At 55.1% G+C, this 18238-nt stretch carries 17 protein-coding genes and 1 tRNA gene; 9 read left to right on the top strand and 9 right to left on the bottom strand.

The genetic code is table 11. From position 1 onward, the window contains the following. Nucleotides 1-100: 100 nt before the first annotated feature. From NQF86_RS07005 to NQF86_RS06980, 6 genes are all read right to left on the bottom strand, one after another. The gene (locus tag NQF86_RS07005; protein WP_266116923.1) at nucleotides 101-697 is read right to left on the bottom strand and encodes a histidine phosphatase family protein; all 597 of its coding nucleotides are present in this window, start codon (nucleotides 695-697) and stop codon (nucleotides 101-103) included. A 147-nt stretch (nucleotides 698-844) separates the two neighbouring features. Then, on the bottom strand, nucleotides 845-1780 hold the full coding sequence (locus NQF86_RS07000; protein WP_266116922.1) for a ribose-phosphate pyrophosphokinase: 936 nt from the start codon (nucleotides 1778-1780) through the stop codon (nucleotides 845-847). 265 nt (nucleotides 1781-2045) lie between these two features. Continuing rightward, a complete protein-coding gene (locus tag NQF86_RS06995; RefSeq protein ID WP_266116921.1) occupies nucleotides 2046-3467 on the bottom strand; it encodes a glycosyltransferase 61 family protein in 1422 nt (473 codons plus the stop codon). A gap of 611 nt (nucleotides 3468-4078) precedes the next feature. Further along, entirely contained in the window at nucleotides 4079-4867 is a 789-nt protein-coding gene (locus NQF86_RS09135) for a CatB-related O-acetyltransferase (RefSeq protein ID WP_323670751.1), read from the bottom strand. A 182-nt stretch (nucleotides 4868-5049) separates the two neighbouring features. Further along, the gene (locus tag NQF86_RS06985) at nucleotides 5050-6054 is read right to left on the bottom strand and encodes a hypothetical protein (RefSeq protein WP_266116920.1); all 1005 of its coding nucleotides are present in this window, start codon (nucleotides 6052-6054) and stop codon (nucleotides 5050-5052) included. Nucleotides 6055-6163: 109 nt separating this feature from the next. After that, nucleotides 6164-7159: an energy transducer TonB gene (locus NQF86_RS06980; RefSeq protein WP_266116919.1), complete on the bottom strand. Its 996-nt coding sequence runs from the start codon at nucleotides 7157-7159 to the stop codon at nucleotides 6164-6166. A 167-nt stretch (nucleotides 7160-7326) separates the two neighbouring features. Here NQF86_RS06980 and NQF86_RS06975 point away from each other — a divergent pair, with 167 nt between their 5' ends. The 7 genes from NQF86_RS06975 to NQF86_RS06945 all read left to right on the top strand — a co-directional run bounded on the left by NQF86_RS06975 (nucleotide 7327) and on the right by NQF86_RS06945 (nucleotide 11428). Next, complete coding sequence (locus NQF86_RS06975; RefSeq protein ID WP_266116918.1) at nucleotides 7327-7989, top strand: DNA-3-methyladenine glycosylase family protein; 663 nt, start codon at nucleotides 7327-7329, stop codon at nucleotides 7987-7989. A 115-nt stretch (nucleotides 7990-8104) separates the two neighbouring features. After that, a complete protein-coding gene (gene infA / locus NQF86_RS06970; protein WP_043559458.1) occupies nucleotides 8105-8323 on the top strand; it encodes a translation initiation factor IF-1 in 219 nt (72 codons plus the stop codon). 24 nt (nucleotides 8324-8347) lie between these two features. Further along, nucleotides 8348-8968: a Maf family protein gene (locus NQF86_RS06965; protein ID WP_266116917.1), complete on the top strand. Its 621-nt coding sequence runs from the start codon at nucleotides 8348-8350 to the stop codon at nucleotides 8966-8968. Between the two features lie 6 nt (nucleotides 8969-8974). Continuing rightward, nucleotides 8975-10033, top strand: a complete 1059-nt coding sequence (locus NQF86_RS06960; protein WP_266116916.1) for a ribonuclease E/G — start codon at nucleotides 8975-8977, stop codon at nucleotides 10031-10033. Then, nucleotides 10030-10209, top strand: a complete 180-nt coding sequence (locus NQF86_RS06955; RefSeq protein ID WP_266116915.1) for a DNA gyrase inhibitor YacG — start codon at nucleotides 10030-10032, stop codon at nucleotides 10207-10209. The genes NQF86_RS06960 and NQF86_RS06955 overlap by 4 nt, the downstream gene beginning before the upstream one ends. A 103-nt stretch (nucleotides 10210-10312) precedes the next feature. Continuing rightward, nucleotides 10313-10388: transfer RNA gene (locus NQF86_RS06950), tRNA-Phe, on the top strand. Nucleotides 10389-10567: 179 nt separating this feature from the next. Next, a complete protein-coding gene (locus NQF86_RS06945; protein WP_266116914.1) occupies nucleotides 10568-11428 on the top strand; it encodes an aldo/keto reductase in 861 nt (286 codons plus the stop codon). A gap of 59 nt (nucleotides 11429-11487) precedes the next feature. Here the strand turns inward: NQF86_RS06945 and NQF86_RS06940 are convergent, their stop codons facing one another. Then, the gene (locus NQF86_RS06940) at nucleotides 11488-13386 is read right to left on the bottom strand and encodes a glycoside hydrolase family 32 protein (RefSeq protein ID WP_266116913.1); all 1899 of its coding nucleotides are present in this window, start codon (nucleotides 13384-13386) and stop codon (nucleotides 11488-11490) included. Between the two features lie 261 nt (nucleotides 13387-13647). Between NQF86_RS06940 and NQF86_RS06935 the strand changes: the two genes are divergently transcribed. Next, on the top strand, nucleotides 13648-14634 hold the full coding sequence (locus NQF86_RS06935) for a bile acid:sodium symporter family protein (RefSeq protein ID WP_266116912.1): 987 nt from the start codon (nucleotides 13648-13650) through the stop codon (nucleotides 14632-14634). Nucleotides 14635-14722: 88 nt separating this feature from the next. Further along, nucleotides 14723-15259, top strand: coding sequence for a DUF892 family protein (locus NQF86_RS06930; protein WP_266116911.1), 537 nt, complete (start codon nucleotides 14723-14725; stop codon nucleotides 15257-15259). A gap of 66 nt (nucleotides 15260-15325) precedes the next feature. On the opposite strand, the gene htpG is transcribed toward NQF86_RS06930, so the two are convergent. Beyond that, a complete protein-coding gene (gene htpG, locus NQF86_RS06925) occupies nucleotides 15326-17200 on the bottom strand; it encodes a molecular chaperone HtpG (RefSeq protein ID WP_266116910.1) in 1875 nt (624 codons plus the stop codon). A 168-nt stretch (nucleotides 17201-17368) separates the two neighbouring features. After that, the gene (locus NQF86_RS06920; protein WP_266116909.1) at nucleotides 17369-18166 is read right to left on the bottom strand and encodes an SDR family NAD(P)-dependent oxidoreductase; all 798 of its coding nucleotides are present in this window, start codon (nucleotides 18164-18166) and stop codon (nucleotides 17369-17371) included. Nucleotides 18167-18238 lie beyond the last annotated feature (72 nt).

The following is an 18238-nucleotide window of genomic DNA, read 5'->3' as shown; positions in this document are numbered from 1 at the left end:
AACTCCCCAGAGTGACGGACCATAAAAAAGGCCGCTTCCCTGTTCAGGAGCGGCCTTTTTCTTACCGGGCATAACCCGGTCCACCCAACATGGACGAATTTCAGGCAGAAAGCAGCTTCAATACCCAACCTTCTTCTTCAGGAGCCGCTTTCAGCGGCATGGCATTAGGCAGACGCACATTAATCTCAAGCCCCATCGCCGCCCGCAATCCACGGAATAAAGCCCCATGTGCCACGATCAGCGGAGCGCCATCTCCCGCTTCATGCGCCCGGTTGAGAGCCTGCACACCACGGGTTTTCAGAGTGATGAAATCTTCACCCTTCTCTGGCACAAACGTGCCATCAATCCACGTATTGTACCAGTCGCCCATCGGCTTACCTTCCTGCACACCGAAGCTGACTTCTTGAAAATCAGCATCATGTGTCAGCGGTAGCTCAATGCCTGTCCGCTCACGAATGGCATCCCGTACATGCTCGGCAGTCACGAACGCCCGTTTCAGCGGAGAGGCCACGATATGGGTGAAAGGCCGTGCCCCCTGCTCAAACAGCTCAGCCAGTTGACGGCCAGCCAGACGGGCTTGAGCGAGACCTGTCTCATTCAGTGGGATATCCGTGCGTCCTTGGGAAAGGTGACGGGCATTCCAATCCGTCTCACCGTGCCGAAGAAACCAGAATGGTTCCATGCGAAGCTGTGTCATGTCCTAACCTCTCCCAAAATCCTGTTACCAAGAAGGGAATGATGACAGCCATCCCGCCGTAGCCGCCATGCCTGCGGACGGACATGAAAGGGCAAGTCCAACCCTTCTATGCCATCTTACAGCAGCACCTATCGGCGGGAAGGGGGTTCAGTCAAAAAGTGTTGAAACAGAGCTTTCATCAGCAACGGCCCGAATGGCACGCCCCAGCAGACCCGCTGTTGAAATCTGCCGAATATTGCCAGCTGCCTTCAGCTCATCTGTTGCGGGGATGCTGTCTGTCAGTGTCAGCATGGAAAGCGGGCTGTTCCGCACACGCTCGCAGGCATTCCCTGTCAGCACGCCATGGGTCACATAGGCTTCCACACCGGCAGCACCATGCTTCATCAGAGCCTCGGCGGCATTGCAGAGAGACCCGCCACTATCGATGATGTCATCCACCAGCACGCAGAAACGGCCGGACACGTCACCGATGACATTCATCACCTCAGACACGCCAGCCCGTTCACGGCGCTTGTCAATGATGGCCAGATCAACATTCAACCGGCGAGCCAGCTGACGGGCACGCACAACACCCCCAACATCCGGGGACACGATCATGAGTTTCTCAGGGTCAGGGTGGCGGGCTGTCAGGTCCCGCACAAAAAGCGGGGCTGCATAGAGATTATCCGTGGGGATATCAAAGAAACCCTGAATCTGCATGGCGTGCAGGTCCATGGTCAGGATGCGGTTGGCACCGGCTTCCGTCAGCAAATTGGCCACAAGCTTGGCGCTGATGGGCGTACGGGGGCCAGATTTACGATCCTGACGGGCATAGCCGAAATAAGGCATCACAGCCGTGACACGCCGTGCAGAGCCACGCCGCAGGGCATCCAGCACAACAAGGAGCTCCATCAGATGATCGTTGGTCGGGGTACATGTGCTCTGAAGAACAAACATGTCTTCCCCACGCACATTCTCCTGAATCTCCACGAACACCTCGCCATCGGCAAAGCGGCGGATGGAGGTTTTGCACAAGGGGATTTCGAGCTCATCGGCCACAGCCTGGGCCAAAGGCAGGTTACTGTTACAGGCAACGATCTTCATGACGGGTACTTTTCATAGAAAGACGGTAAGAGGCGACACCCGCCCCTTCTACCAGCCTGCCCGATTAATGTCATGATCTTACAGCATGCCAATCCTGCATGAATGGGCTTACCGGCCCCCCTCATTTTCCTGAAGAAAGTCTCCTTCTAAAAACGAAACGATGCTTCATGATTATACTCATGACGCCGTCATAACCTTTTCTAAAAGAAGCACTCAACAACAAGCCATCATCACAGGATGAAGGCTTGTTGTTGAAATGAATAACTTACAGTTCTTCCAACGAAAAACTCTCCCAATCGCCAATATCCGATCGATTGTTATCCAATGTACCATTGGGGATGGCACACAGATATCTCTTATACAAAGGATGGAGCAGCCCTAAACGATTTAATGGATCGTACTGCATCTTATAGTACAAATACGGCCCCTGCCTCTGATCCTGCATCATTGTAAGTATTTCACCGGATGGTGTTGTTAATCTTATCCAACCTGTCGGCGACAACTGTCCTATTAACCTTATAGTATCAGGGTCTACACTATTAGAGTGATGAATAATCCCCGTCTGTTTATTAATCTGTAGATATGTTCCATGATCTGTTTTTATATGGTATTTTTTATCCTGAATAAAATTATCTTCTGCAGGCGTGGATATAGGAGGTTTAGACCTCTCCCAGATCTTATCATCTACAACCTGCCGAATATAATCAGCCACTACCTCAGGCTGCTCGACCTTATAAAGCAGCCTCGGACCGTCCATTGGCAAAGTTTTAACAGCAGGAGCCTTTAAATAAGCAATAGACGCATTATTGACCTGATCTGACAGATAATAATTTGAACAATACGTCCAATCACATGACAATGCGACCCCAATAGGAGAAGGACAAAATATACTATTATGGAAGGCAGACCCCACAAAACCAACAGTCGGCCTATGCTGCGAAAAAATATTAAATTGCTCTCTTAATGTTAATGTCTCAGGTGAAATGACACGGAAACCATCCGCCTCTAAAATGTCAGCCACCTTATACTCATCTTGAATACTCCTTAAAGTACTCGTAAAACGAGAGCGTGTGAGGAAAACAGGTTTATCACCAAGGTCCCCTTCCCCCTCTTGCAGGCCAATATTATTACAGAACTCTGCAAATATTTTATGCGCAAAATGCTCTTCTTCAAAAGAAGCCCCGGGCATAATCAAATTTTTTATGCGCGTCGGCCTATCAAATATTACGAAATCTTCTTCTTTTACATCTAATATATTAAAGAACTCTCTCATCCACGGAATGGAAAATAATTCTCCTACACTCTCCATAGAGTGGACAAGTATTTTATGTTTTTTATAATCCCCTTTTCTTGCCCAATATCTTGGAAGAACCTGAATTATGAAATGACCATAATGCTTATGCATATGGCCACCATAAAAATAACATTCTTCTGGAGCCCATGGGTAAGCAAAAGATGGACTTATACAGCAATTATGAGACTGACCATGTGTATGGTTGGGCCAGCCACGCCTTGAGCCTCCAGCATCTACGAGTCTGCCATAAAAATCGTAAATACCATGCTGTCCATCATCCATTCTATAATTAATACGTGGTATATAAAGGCAGTCTTTAATAATATCTATCGGAGGGTTTTCATCGAATATTTTCAGTCCATTCTGGTAGATATGAGCATACTCAACATTCATTTGGAAAACTGTCCCTTAAAAGAAGCTTATCTCTATCGAGCTGTGTACTGCTCGAACTTTCAACTGATCCGCAGATAGGTTTAGTTCCATCTATTAAAAGTCAGAAACCTCCCCAAATGAATCTACAACATTCACTCTGCTATCCATTTCTATTATTTTACAAAGTGCCATATTCATGGACCCATACTTCTTTTTAAAAGTATATTCTTGGTCAATTACTGAAACACGAATGCATCTGGATGGCACAGGGATGACCTTTTTCTTGATTAAACCCTAGGCACGCTACAGAGGGCGAAAATCCCACGCAAGTTTTTTTTACCAAAAATGAATATTTTTGTCACTATTCATTAATGATAGCCTTCAAATAGAAAAGGAACCATACGAATTCAATAAAGAAAATGTGAAAAGCATGCTTAAGAATTGAAATCCATCATTCTGCAAAGTCAGTTCAAACCCACAACATAATAGCTACAGCCACTCTGTCCCCTTTTGAGTAGGCAGGAGCTCTGCGTGACCAGCCGAAATAACCAGTAGTAATTATCGATACAGCACTATATGAAAATGAGGCATTCACTCCAGAAACACCTCATTTTCTGATCAAAACATCTTGGTTATGAAAATGTTTTTATGAATGTCTCAATATCTTCTGACATTATCAAATGAAGGTTAGCGTTTACCTTTTCGTCAGACCATGCCCACCATTTTATTTTCATCAAACCTTCTATGATCTCGTCCGAGAATCTGTATCGCAATATCTTCGCCGGGTTACCCCCAACGATAGCGTAAGGCGGCACATCTTTCGTTACAACGGCATTAGCGGCAACAATGGCACCATCCCCAATAGTAATGCCGCCACTTATGATGGCAGAACGACCAATCCAAACGTCATTACCAATAACGGTCTTGGCATTATATATATGGTCATCAACATCATCCAATTGCCTCCAGAACATATTCCATATACTCTTGAAAGGATAATTAGAAACAAAATTATAGTTATGATTCCCACATATAATAGCAACATCACCCGCTATACTTGTGAACTTCCCTATCTCAAGGTCATCGTCACTTCCTGAATCAATAAGATCTATCCCACCATATGTATGGTCACCAATCTTTCGTTTGGGAAAGATATCTCTTGTTGGAGCGAAAGGAGCCGGCTGATAATTCTCGTCCTGTGTATCCAAATAAAAATCTGGACCATTCTTTCCATTTAAAATATGCCGCCCTTTAAGGGAAATTTTTCCTGATGTAACACTTATATCATCAAATATGGCAGAAACGACTCTGTCACAATTTAGGAGAAATAGTTTTCCATCTTCATATTTCCAAAACTGCTCATTCTCGTGTCGATAACCGGATATGCTTCCATCCTCCAAGAAACGAACACTTTCTGACATCACGTTATTATCTTGATATAACTTCCAATATCTTTCCAGAATTTGCTGCTTTAAAAGATTCTCTACAAAATCCCTATACATCCGTAAGCTCCACACGCTTGGAAAATATTAACCTTCCCAATACGACATGGAGCAAAAACGGTACAGATACTCTTAATTAAAAACCAAATGGCTCCAGCCCCTCAGCCCCCTTCCGGAGCCGCCACGAACTTCTTCACACCGTCTTTCTCTTTAGAGGCCTCACCGCCAACATCCGTCTGGGGAGCAGGAACCTTACGCGACCGACCAGAATAGTTGGTAATGATAGTCCGCACGGCCTCGGCTGCCTCCTGTGCCGCAGCGCCTGCAACATCCGCCCATGAACCATCCAGAGAATGCGCTGGAACATCATGAACCTGCGTGGCCGCACCGGCTTCCACGCCCTGCGGGGTCATGACATGCCAGACAATGGTTACCTGCTGCTGCGGCCCTTCACCCGGTGGCGGTGCATCAGGGGACGGCTTCACGCTAACGGTCGTCCTGACGATATAATCAGCACCTTCGGCCTTAGTCTGAACACTATTATGCCCGTCAGGCAGCATCGTGTAGAAAGCCTCGCCAAGCGCCTTATTACCATCGCCCGGCGCACCCTTCACCCCTTCAAAACAGATACGGGCAGAACGGTGCATAAGACTCTGTGGATCATCCATCATCATCCGGGTCTGAATCTCGGTCAGTTCACGAGCAATTTCAGGCGCCATCTGCAAGGCAACCGTGTTCAGAGCATCGGGGTCCGCATTGCGCCACCCTTCTTCATCAATAACAGCACCGAAACCACGGGCACGGACCTTCCCGTCAGGCCCGACAATCGCATAACGGGGACGGATGCCACCATTTTCAGCACGGACAGCCCCCAGACGAACCCACCAGTCCCCCGGCTGCGGCAACTTCGCCACGGCGGGGATGGACTGACCAACCAGAGCGATCACTACATCCCGCGCCCACATGGCCGTTGCCGCCCGCCACGGTGCTTTCTCCGGCACAGGAACGGGCACGGCCAGACGGACAGGCGGAATATTATCCCGCACGAGGTGCTGAGCCTGTACGCCCGGATTATGGGCAAATGGCCTGTACACATCGAGACACCCCCCCAGCCCGAGGAGAGGCACACACAGCCCTGATACCAGCAGCGCACGACAGAAGCGCATGAACAGCCACTTTCCCTGCAATCATGTGAACGATGACCGGCATCCCCAACCGGCATGGCCGCACCCTAACGCCCTTTCTCACACATGACCACAAGAGAAAGGTCAGAGCTTAATGGCGGATCAACATATAATGGATTGTCACATCCAGATCGAAATGATCGCCCTGCATGTCAGGCGGCACAGGTGGAAGCTGCGCCCCCTGGAACATCCCTGCCGTGGCCGCATCCAGCGCATAGGAATTGGACGATTCCGTCAACCGCACACGGATGACCTTCCCGGTCCGATCAATCACAACATGAACGGAAGAGGGTCCTTCTTCCCCATTCTGCACGGCCTCGTCCGGGTAGAACATATGATTCCGCACCCAACGGTCAATCTCACTCCCGTAATCAGAACTGACACCCTTCACGCTGCTGCTTGTCTTATAAGGGGCGTTAATCTGCCCGTTCAGGCTAAGAGGACCAAGGGAGAAATCAACCGGCCCCCGTGTACCACCATGCCGCCCCCGCTTATGCGGATGCGGAGCAGGTTCACCGTCAAAAGAAAGGTCCATCGGGTGAGCAAACGGGTTCGTCTCACTCTGCCGTGTCACATGTTGATGGGTCGGAGTTGCCTTGCTGCGATGGGGGCGACGTGGTGCCGCCTTGGAGATCGGCTTCTCCGACATTTCCGCATTCGTGAGTTCCCCGGTCGGGGTCGGCGTCATCTGCGGAGAGGATGGCGTGTGCGGGGTCGGCTCCATCGGGGCCGGCGTTGCTTCCTCCGGCGTGGTCGGGGCCGGGGCACTGGCCGCACCCCCTACCTCATGCGTTGGTGGTCCCTGCATACTGTGCTTCACAGGCGGGGCATCAAACACCATCTCAACCTGAGGCTCCTGCGTGCCGTTGGGTGTCCCATGCACGGCTGCGCTGGTCTGAATCATCAACCAGAGCGCTACACCATGCACGCTGGCCGCAAACAGAAGCGGCCCGATCAGAGGCGGATCAACCAGCACCTGCGTACGCAGCATGGGCGTGCGGGCCTCTGTCCGTAACCCGGCTACCGGGGCGGCATAATCACCCAGCCGTTCCCGGCGCTTCTGCGTGGGGACGTCCGACAGTGTCACGGGCGGAAAACCCGCTGGCAAAAAGAGGGGCGCAGAACGGTAAGGGTCATGACCCCTCCTTTGTGCCTCAAAAAGGACCATATTGTCATCACCGGAAACAGTCCCGTTGCTACTTTTATGTAATGGTCTTTCTGCCCAGCCACTTTCCTCCGTAATGAGGTGTCCCCGTGGTTTCTCTGCCATCCTGCTTCTCTCAAGATGCCGATCTGGCGGCCTTCATTGCCACGATCGGCCCCTGCCGTCTCTCTGAACAAACAGCGCCAGACAGGCAAACGCAGGACCCTTATGCCTCGCTCATCAAGGCCGTAACAGGCCAGCAACTCCACAACGCCGCTGCCAGAACGATATTCGGGCGGCTCTGTGCTCTTGGGCCAGATGGCCATGAAAGCGGACTCCCACCCACTCCACAGATGCTTCTGACACTGGATGATGACGCACTGCGAAGCTGCGGGCTTTCAGCTGCCAAGATCACCAGCCTGCGGGCCATTGCTCAGGGACGGCTGGACGGGCTTGTCCCCAGCCTGAACGAAGCCCATCAGCTTGATGACGCCACACTGATAGAACGGCTCACCTCCCTGCGTGGCGTTGGCCTATGGACGGTCGAGATGCTGCTCATCTTCCATCTTGGCAGGCCGGACGTGCTTCCCGCAGGGGACCTCGGCGTGCAGGAAGGCTGGCGCCGCCTGAAGAAACTGCCTCTCCGCCCTACCCCCCGGCAGCTCCGACATGCCACAGCCTCCTTCAGCCCCCATCGCTCCACCCTGACATGGTACTGCTGGCAGGCGAAAGCCCATCTGCCCGATCCCGCTTCACCCAGCAAAAAACCTTGACGTCCTCCCCCCCTCCCCGCACATAATGCGCCGTCATGACAGGGCTGTAGCCACTTTTATGAAGCTGGCTGCATGGCCCGCACACTTCACTACCCACTTCCTGCAAGGGATATTCATGCCTAAAGAAGACCTCATTGAGTTTACCGGCACGGTGACCGAACTTCTGCCCAACGCCATGTTCCGCGTCACGCTGGATAACGAGCACACCATTCTTGCCCATACGAGCGGCAAAATGCGTAAAAACCGCATCCGTGTGCTGGCTGGTGACCGGGTCAATGTGGAAATGACCCCCTACGACCTCAGCAAGGGTCGCATCACCTTCCGCTTCAAATAAGACAGACGGAAGGCAGGCCCCCTCATGGCTGATTCCTCCCGGCCCGCCCTTGTTCTGGCCTCCGCCTCACCCCGCCGCATTGCGCTGCTCCGTCAGATCGGGGTAGAGCCGGACGCCATCTGCCCGGCAGAGCTGGATGAAACACCACACAGGGACGAACTCCCCCGCCCGTATGCGCTGCGGATGGCCCGTGCCAAAGCCGCCCATGTCGCCGCCCAGCATGACGGGCCAGCGCTCGTCATCGGGGCAGATACAGTCGTGGCGGCCGGGCGGCGTATTCTGCCCAAAGCAGAGAATACCGACACAGCCCGCCGCTACCTGACGCTGCTTTCCGGCCGCCGCCACAAGGTTTTTACCGCCGTGGTCTGCCAGCCCACCGAAGGCTGGCCCGCAGGCCGTTACTGCGAGCGTGTGGTGGAAAGCTACGTCACCTTCAACCGCCTGACAGAGCGGCAGATTGACGCCCTCATTGAGGGAGGAGATTGGCACGGCAAGGCTGGCGGTTATGGGTTGCAAGGGCAGGCAGCAGCCTTCATTCGGCAGGTAGGGGGTAGCCCCTCCGGTGTGATCGGCCTTCCCTTATTTGAAACTGCCCAGCTGCTCCGGGGCCAGCCTCTGCCCGCCGGACAGCACTGGCTGCTCTGACCTCACATGGAAATCCGCCTCGCCAGTGCGCCGGGAGAAGTCCGCATTGCCCTGCTGAAGGATGATGCCCTGCTGGATGCCGCCCTCTGGCGGCCCGGTGCCCCGGATGGCTGGGGCGATACACATATCGTCCGCATCACGGCCCATGCGCCCCATCTGGGCGGGGCCTTCGTGGAGCTGGCAGGCCCTGCGGAAACGGGCTTCATGAAGGGCCGGAAGCTGCCCCCCGAAGGCAGCTTTGTCTGCGCCCAGATCACCCGCTCGGCCCAGAATGGAAAAGGACTGCGTCTGCGTGTCCTTCCTGCCTCAAACGATATTGAAATCGGAGAGGCTCCACGCCTTATCACGCCCGGCCCCACCCCACTGGATGACATTCTTCAGCGGGCCCCGGCAGACTGCCCTCTGATTGTTGATGATGCCGCCTTGGCAGCCCGCCTGCCTGCTTCCCTGCACCCCCGCCTGAAACGGGTCAGTCGCAGTTTTGATGACGTTCTGGAAGCAGACTGGGCAGCCCTTTCCAGCCCGGACGCCTCGGTCGGGCCGCTGATTGCCCATATCACCCCGACACACGCTCTTACAGCCATTGATCTGGACGCCCATCAGACCCCGGATTTTGCTGCCAATCTGGCCTGTTTTGGCCCGTTACTGCGTGAAATCCGGCTTCGCAACCTCTCCGGCACCATCCTGATCGACCCGGCAGGCGTGCGCAGCAACAAGCGCCCTGCCCTTGTTCCCTTCCTCCGCAAGGCAGCGGATAAGGAGCAGGATCCGCTCCAGCCCCGCATCACGGGCATCACGCCGAGCGGATTGCTGGAAATGACCCGCCCCCGCCATCGTGCTCCGCTGCATGAGCTCTACAGCTCTCCCCATGGGCAGGGACTGGCCATTCTCCAGCGCATCATAACTGAAGGGCTGAAAGGTGAGCATCTCCATGCTCCCCCCGCCATTATCCGCGCCTTGGAGACCGACAAAATAGCGCTGGATGCGTTCTTCCATACAACAGGGCGCCGCCTTACACTCCATAGTCATCCCGTTTCTCCATCATCCTGCTGGAGCCTTTCATGAGCTGCCCGATCTGCCAGAGACCAACCGTTACCGCCTTCCGTCCATTCTGCTCCCAACACTGTGCTGATGTGGACCTTGGGCGTTGGTTCAAAGGGGATTACCGTGTGCCATCCCTGCGACAGGATAACGACCCGGCGGAATTCGAAGCCGAGGCGGCACGCTCCACAGAATCATGATGCTGGTTTGCATGCATTTTCTTCTGCAAAGAGGGTTGATCGCCCTCCCCGCATAGGGTAAACCCCTCTCCATAGCCGGGTGGCCCTGCCGCCGTGGCCCGGTGCCCAAGTAGCTCAGTTGGTAGAGCATGCGACTGAAAATCGCAGTGTCGGTGGTTCGATCCCGCCCTTGGGCACCATTTTTATCCTCCTCAAAAAATTAGCTGATTTCCGGCCATCAGGCGCCGCTTTTTGCTGTTCCTTTGATGAGCAGTAACGAAGCCTTCACGCAAAATACCTTCCCCTTCGTCAGGCACAGGCCTACTCTGCAAACAGAGAGTCGAGTCCACTCCTCTCATGTCAGAAGGAAGGGCGTCATATGGTCACAACCTCCTACCCCACTGTTACACTTAGAAACGGCATCACGCTTCCAGCCCTTGGTATGGGAACGTGGCGCATGGGCGATGACATCGGCCAGCGGGATCATGAAATCCGCAGCCTTCAGATCGGGCTGGATGCTGGCCTCAGAATCATTGATACAGCAGAGATGTACGGTCATGGCCGATCGGAAGATGTGATCGGCGAGGCTTTAAGAGGGCGGCGGGAGCAGGCTTTTCTCATCAGTAAAGTTCTGCCGCATAATGCGTCCTATAAAGGCACTATAGCGGCCTGCGAGCGCTCCCTGAAACATCTCGGTACGGACCATCTGGACCTCTATCTCCTGCACTGGCCCGGTATCATTCCCTTCAGTGAGACACTCTACGCTTTCGAGACACTAAGAGAGCGGGGACTCATCAAAGACTGGGGCGTCTCCAACTTCGATACGGACGACATGGATGAGCTGGCGGAGCAGGGGGCCTATCCGCTCGTCAATCAGATTCTATATAGTCTGGAATATCGTGGGACAGAGTATGACCTTCTGCCACGGGATGAGCGGGCTCATATTACCAGCATGGCCTATTGCCCAATCGGGCAGGGGGGTGAACTGCTGCATCATCCTGTTCTGCGTGCCATCGCCCGCACATACGAGACCAGCCTTGGCAACGCAACACCGGCACAGATCGCACTGGCATGGGTCCTGCGCCGCAAGAATATGATCGCCATCCCCAAGGCGTCCACACCCCATCATCAAGCCCTCAATATTGCGGCTCAGGAAATCCGTCTTTCCCATAACGATCTGGCTGCCCTTGATGACGCCTTCCCGCCACCAACCTGCAAGGATGCTCTGGCGGTCATCTAAAAGACGAGGCCCGTCCCGGCAAAAGGCAGGGGCGGGCCCATCATCAGAATAGAGCGCTATCAGCCCTGTTCTATACAATCCATCGTCTTCCGCAGGGGATAGAGAGCCACCTTATGGATCACTGCGGCGGCGTTGGTGACCTGAAGGCTTAATGTTTCCAGCGGATTGGCCGGATAAATCAAGGCCGTGCCGACAGACATGCCATCATTAGCGAAGACTTCCAGCGTACAGGCATCCAGCACGATCCGCAGATTGAAACGGCGGCTCCCCGGAATCAGAGCTGATGAGAATGTCCCCGTAAAGAAGGGATGGCTGAAGCCATGCAGATTGCTTCTGTCCAGCCAGAGCTGGCAGGAGAAGCCATCAAAACCAATACTCAGGCTTTCACCCTGACGGTTGGAGAAGACGATCACAAACCGTCCCGCACGCCCCTGATCGCCATCCGGCAGATTACTGGCCCGATCTTCCAGAGAGACATCAAGCAGCAACTCTACGGCATCCCCAGTCGGCAAAGACACCTGACGGCTGCTCTGCGGTTCCAGACGGGAAAGAGCGAACGGAATGGCTGGCTGACGCAGCGCCTCCAGCTTATAGGGATTCTGGGCAATACGCAGCCAGCCAGACGTATCACGCCGCAACACGACCTTGCGGGGAATGGTCATGATGCCACGCCAGCTTTTATTGGGCAGTTCCTCACAATACTGCCAGTTATCCAGCCAAGCGATATAGACCGTCTGATTCCCCGGCATATTCTCGTAGGTCTGAAGGGCGTAGCTGTCCTTGCCGAAGTCCGTCAGGTCAACAATCGTGTCATCAGGCGTGAAACGCTCACCATCAAACTGCCCAACAAAATACTGCGTGATGCTGCCGCCCTGCGGACCGCCGGGATTGATGGACACAAACAGCACCCAACGCTTTTCACCGGGCGTTTCACCTTCCACCTCGACTTCAGCCAGAGCCGGACATTCATAATCCACCCCGGTAATACCAGAAGGGCCGAAATCGCTCAGATGCATCCAGTGCTTCAGGTCAAATGACCCGTAGAAAGACACTTTATGTTCACGAGAGCGCACCACAACCATGACCCATTTCTCGGTCGGAGCGTGCCAGATCACCTTGGGGTCACGGAAGGAGTTATGCCCGATATCCAGCACCGGGTTGCCTTCATAATCTTTCAGTGTCTGGCCGCCATCAGGACTCCATGCAAGATACTGCGTCTGACGCTGCGGCGTGGCCCGTGTGTAAATGGCCACAAGGCCACCAGCCATAGGTGGCAGAGCTGGAGACATAGGAACCGGCGACCGCTCACGGGAAACCGGCTCATCGCCCAGCTCCTTCAGCAGCCCGGTACCTGCATCAGTCTCATTCAGCAGGCCCTGCGCCTGCCTGTCCACTGACCGCCTCTCCTGCTCACCTTCTGGTAATGAGGGAAAAAGCTGGGCCGCTTTCTGGGCCGCCGTCTCAACAGACCCCGGCTGTGGCTTATCCTGCGTACGAGGTGGGAAAAGGCCGGAACGGTTGTCTCGATCCAACACAGCACAACCGCTATAGGCCTCACCTGCTTCCGTCTCACGGATCGCAATCGGGAGGTCCTGCCATGTGTAAAGGTCCGTACTGACGGCATGGCCCCAATGCACATGACCAGCATAAGGCCCGAACGGGTTATACTGATAATAAAGATGGTAATAACGACCATCGAAGATCAGCCCGTTAGGGTCATTCATGAATCCCGTAGAGGGCGAAAAATGAATGTTCGGGCGGTACTGCTTGTCTGCCAGTGTTTCATGCACAGGCTGAGGGGCTGCGGCAGCCGCATTACCTGGCTCGGCATGAGCGTTGTTTGGCTGTGCAGGTGCAGCCGACCCACTACCGCTACCTTCTGCCGCACGGGCCCGGCCCCCCAAAAGGGCACCTGCTGCCAGAAATGATCCCAGAACCATACGCCGATTGACGGTCATCTTCTGACCCCCTCCCTACGATTTGATGGAGATGACCTGCTCACAGGTCTGACGAAAAAATGCCCTTATCTGGTCCTCTTTGGCAAGCTGTTTACCATTAATTATAAAAAATGTTTTACAGTTCCCTTCTGCCTTATCGCCGCAGGCTTGGTCATTGGCAGCAGCGGTCTTCTGCTTTACCGTCTCCCCAGACTGGCTACCCCTATTTCAGGATGGCCTTCCATCGCCACGTTGCTCCCCAGAGCCCGGAGGGACCGCCCCATGAGACGCCCTGACCCTTTCCTGATGTGCCTGATCGGCGCTGTCCTGCTGGCCTCGTTCCTGCCCTGCCCCATTGTATGGCAGCCATGGCTCTCCCGCCTGACAGCTTTGCTCATCATGCTGATGTTCTTTTTTCAGGGAGCCAAGCTGAAACGCCATGCGCTGATCGACAGTGTGAAGAACTGGCGCTTACAGGGCTGCACACTCCTCATCACATTTGCCGTCTTTCCCCTGCTGGGAGCAGGAATGTACGGGCTGGCGCATCTCCTGTCCTCTACCGGGTTTCTGGGACCAGACCTCTGGGCAGGGATGCTGTTCCTCTGCTGTTTGCCCTCCACCATACAATCCTCCATCGCCCTTACTTCCATGGCACGGGGCAATGTCCCGGCGGCTATCTGCGCCGCCACAGTCTCAAATATTTTAGGTATCCTCATCACGCCGCTGCTCAGCGGGCTGTTTTTTGACCATGGCGGGCATGGTAGCTTCGGCCTTCAGACCATCCTCAACGTGGCGGAAGAACTGCTCCTGCCCTTCATTCTGGGGCAATGTGTCCAGCGTTGGATGGGACCAGTCGTTCACCGTCACAAATTCCTCATTTCCTGTAGTGACCGTGGCTCCATCATTGTTCTGGTCTATTCAGCCTTCAGCACGGCAGTGCTTCAGGGGCTGTGGCACCGCATTCCGCTCGTTCTGCTTGTTGGTGTTGGAATAGCCGATGCGATACTGCTCGCTCTGGCACTGGGCATCACCTATGTGCTGGGCCGCCTGATGAAACAGACCATTGAAGATGACATCACGCTACAATTCTGTGGCTCCAAGAAGGCCCTGACCTCTGGCGTGACCATGGCCAGCGTCATCTTTCCCAGTTCCGCCGGAATCATCGTACTGCCACTCATGATCTTCCATCAGCTTCAGCTTTTTGTCTGCACCGTCATTGCCCGTCATTATGCCGAGCGTCCTGATGCTGAAGCCGCGCCTCCACGGTAAGGCTGCCATGCAGCAGAACCACTCCCGCCCCGTTCCGTAGCGCCATAAGGCAGGCTAGTCTTGCCCCCGTTCCCAAGACAGGGCACCCATGACATGCCCCTCTTATCTTCCCGCCATGGAGAAAGACGTGCCACGTCATTCCGCTGAAACCTCCTCCATACGCCTCACCTATCTGGAGCGGCTGCACGCCCATCTCGTGCTGACAGGCACATTGCGGGAAAGCCTGCTGGAACTGCTCAGCCGGCCAGATGCACCGCTCCCCCTCCAGCACTGGATCACCACCATTCTGGACCAGAACAGGGAGCAGGAACGGCAGGTTGCCCACCTCATCCGCACGCACGGGGAGAAGCCCCGCAACGGATCTGACACGCTCTCCGGCCTGCTGGATACGGTCGTGACCTGTTTTCCCTCCGGGGACGTGCCCACCCATCTTCTGGGCGTCATGCTGGACATCGCAGGCTATATCGCCCGCCTGCGCACCTCACTCGCCCTGCTCCTGCTGCTGGCAGAAAAACTCTCCCTGACCACGGATGCTACCATCCTCACGGAGCTTCGCCAGAACAGCAAAAATGCCTCCCGCAGCCTCAAGGAGGTTCTGCCTGCGCTACTGACGGACGAACGGTAAAGAATAAAAAAGGGGCTGCACGCTCATGTGCAGCCCCTTCCTTTTCATCAGACGATCTGCCTGATCTTACTTCTCGACAGTCCCGGCAAGCAGGCCTGCAAGGGTGCGGGCAAAGCCGCTAGGGTCTGGCAGGGCCTCGCCTTCCTGAACACGGGCGAGGTCCAGAAGGATGCGGGCATGTTCTGCAACACCCTCACCCTTCTCCACACGCTCAGCCAGCGCACGAATGAGCGGATGACGGGGATTGATCTCCAGCACCGGCGGCAGGGCTGGCATCTCCTGCCCGGAACGGCGCATGAGGCGCTGCATGGCCAGATCAGGCCCGCCTTCGCTGGCCAGCACCACGGCACTACCTGTCAGACGCACGGTGCTACGGACATCCTTCACGGCTTCGCCAAGGGCTTCCTTCAGGGCCGGGGACAGCTTGGCCACATCAGCGGCTTCGCCTTCTTCCTCGGTCTCAGGAGCGAACTTCTCAAGATCACCATGAGCCTGCGCCACGGAACGGAACGTCTTGTCCTTGTAGGAATGGAGACGGTCCGGCCAGAAGCTGTCCACCGCATCGGAGAGCAGCAGGACTTCCAGACCACGGGCACGGAAACCTTCAAGCTGGGCAGAGGCCTTCAAGGCGCTCAGATTGTCGCCAACCAGATAATAGATGGTCTCCTGCTCCGGCTTCATGCGGCTGATATATTCATCCAGCGTAATCAGCTCATCGCCATTCGTGGAATGGAAGCGGGAGAACTCGGCGATTTCCTGCCGGTGTTCGGAATCTTCCCAGAGACCTTCCTTGATGACGAGACCGAAATTGTTCCAGAAGCCGTTGAAAGCCTCGCCACCTTCCTGCGCCCGCTTCTTGATCTCGCTGATGACACGCTTGGTCACAGCCTTGCGGATGCGAGCCAGAACCGGGGTGGACTGGAGCATTTCACGGGAGACGTTCAACGGCAGGTCATCCGTATCGACCACACCCTGCACGAAACGCAGCCAGTTCGGCACCAGATTGGCCTCATCGGTGATGAACATGCGCTTCACATGCAGGTGCAGGCGGCTCTCCCGGCTGCTCTGTTCCATGAAATCAAACGGACGGGCACCGGGCAGGAACAGCAGAGAGGCAAATTCCACCGTGCCTTCGGCCTTCCAGTGCAGCGTGGCGTAGGGTTCATCGAACGCACGGGCCACATGGCGGTAGAACTCGGTATATTCCTCAGACGTGATTTCGGATTTCGGACGCAGCCAGAGGGCTTTACCCTCATTGATGGTTTCTTCCTTGTCCTTACCATCTTCATCCGGCTCATGCAGCACAACCGGCCATGCAATATGGTCAGCCCATTTGCGGATGATGCTGCGCAGACGCCACGGATCAATGAATTCCTCGGCATCGTCCTTCATGTGCAGAACGATGTCCGTACCCGGACGATCACGTTCGGCAGGGCCAAGGCTGTAGGAACCTTTACCTTCGGAGACCCAACGGGCGGCCACATCCTCACCGGCACGGCGGGATACAACATCAACCTTATCCGCCACCATAAAGGCAGAATAGAAGCCCACACCGAACTGACCGATCAGGTTCGGACGTTCTTCCGGCTTGGCGTTGCTCAGCTTCTCACCAAAAGCCTTGGTGCCGGAACGGGCGATCGTGCCAAGGTTCTGTGTCAGCTCCTCCGGGCTCATCCCCAGCCCGTCATCGGACAGGGTGATCGTCTTGGCCTCTTTATCGGTAGAGATATGGATGGACGGTGTTTCCGGCAGAGACAGGGCTGGGCTCGTCAGCGCCTCGAAGCGCCGCTTGTCCATAGCATCGGCCGCATTGGCGACCAGCTCACGCAGAAAGATTTCCCGGTCGGAATAAAGGGAATGGACAACCAGATCGAGCAGCTGCCCGACCTCGGCACTGAAACTATGCTGCTTCATCTCCGCTGCGTTCTTGCCATCACTCATGATGCGTTGCTCTCCTCCAAAATGGCAGGCTCCGTATGCTCCATCTTCTGCGGCCATCCTGCCCTACCGCTGAAAGATGGTGCAGATATGGGAGAGGCCCTTCCCGCTTTCAAGCTGTTAACAAAGCAGGAAGGTGCCATTCATGATCATCATGAAAACGGAATGGTCTCATACGAGGCCGAGCGATGTCCCCTCATCCACCACAATAGCTGACCCGTGCAGAGCCACCGCCCCCGGGCTGGCAAGAAACTGCACCACGGCGGCAATATCTTCCGGGCTGGAAAAACTGCGCTTGCTGGGATTGGCTTCTGCCACAGCCTTCAGGGTCTCAGCCTGTGCGGGATCATTTATCAGCGCATCATGCATGGAGGTCTTCACACGCCCCGGCTCCACGGCATTGATGTTGATACCCAGCGGCCCCAGCTCCAGCGCCAGAGTCCGGACGAGAGATGTTACTGCCGCCTTACTGGCTGCGTATCCGGCAAAACCGGCAAACCCAAAGAACCCGGAAATGGACGAAATAGCCACGATCTTCCCACCCGGCTGGTCACCGGCTTTCCGCCGAATGAACGGCAACGCCGCCTGCACGACATGCCACATCCCATTAACATTAATGGTCATCACCTTGTCGAACGCATCCGGCGTTTCATCCGTAATAGGCGTGCTAAAGAAAACGCCTGCGGAATGAACAAGCACATCCAGTAGGCCTACCTTGTCGCTGATGGCCTTCATGAGAGCCTTCACAGCGGCAAAATTGGTAATGTCCACACCATGGGCACAGACACGCACGTCATGCCCTGCATCACGCCCGGCGGCCTCAACAGTCTGGACGGCCTTTGAATAGTCCCTGTCTGGGTTGCTACCCAGCAGAATGAGGTTATCCCCTGCTCGTGCAAATGTCTCCGCAATCGCCAGCCCGATGCCGGACGTTCCGCCCGTCACCAATACAGTTCTGCCCTGCGCCATGATCTTTTCCTTCCATCTCATCATGTGACGGCCTGAAAGGCCATTGCTCCTGATGTGGGAAGGCGGGCATGG

It is taken from the genome of Bombella pluederhausensis (assembly GCF_026385525.1).
GTDB lineage: Bacteria > Pseudomonadota > Alphaproteobacteria > Acetobacterales > Acetobacteraceae > Bombella > Bombella pluederhausensis.
Note: the sequence above shows the minus strand (reverse complement) of the source record. Positions and strands in the feature narration are given on the sequence as shown.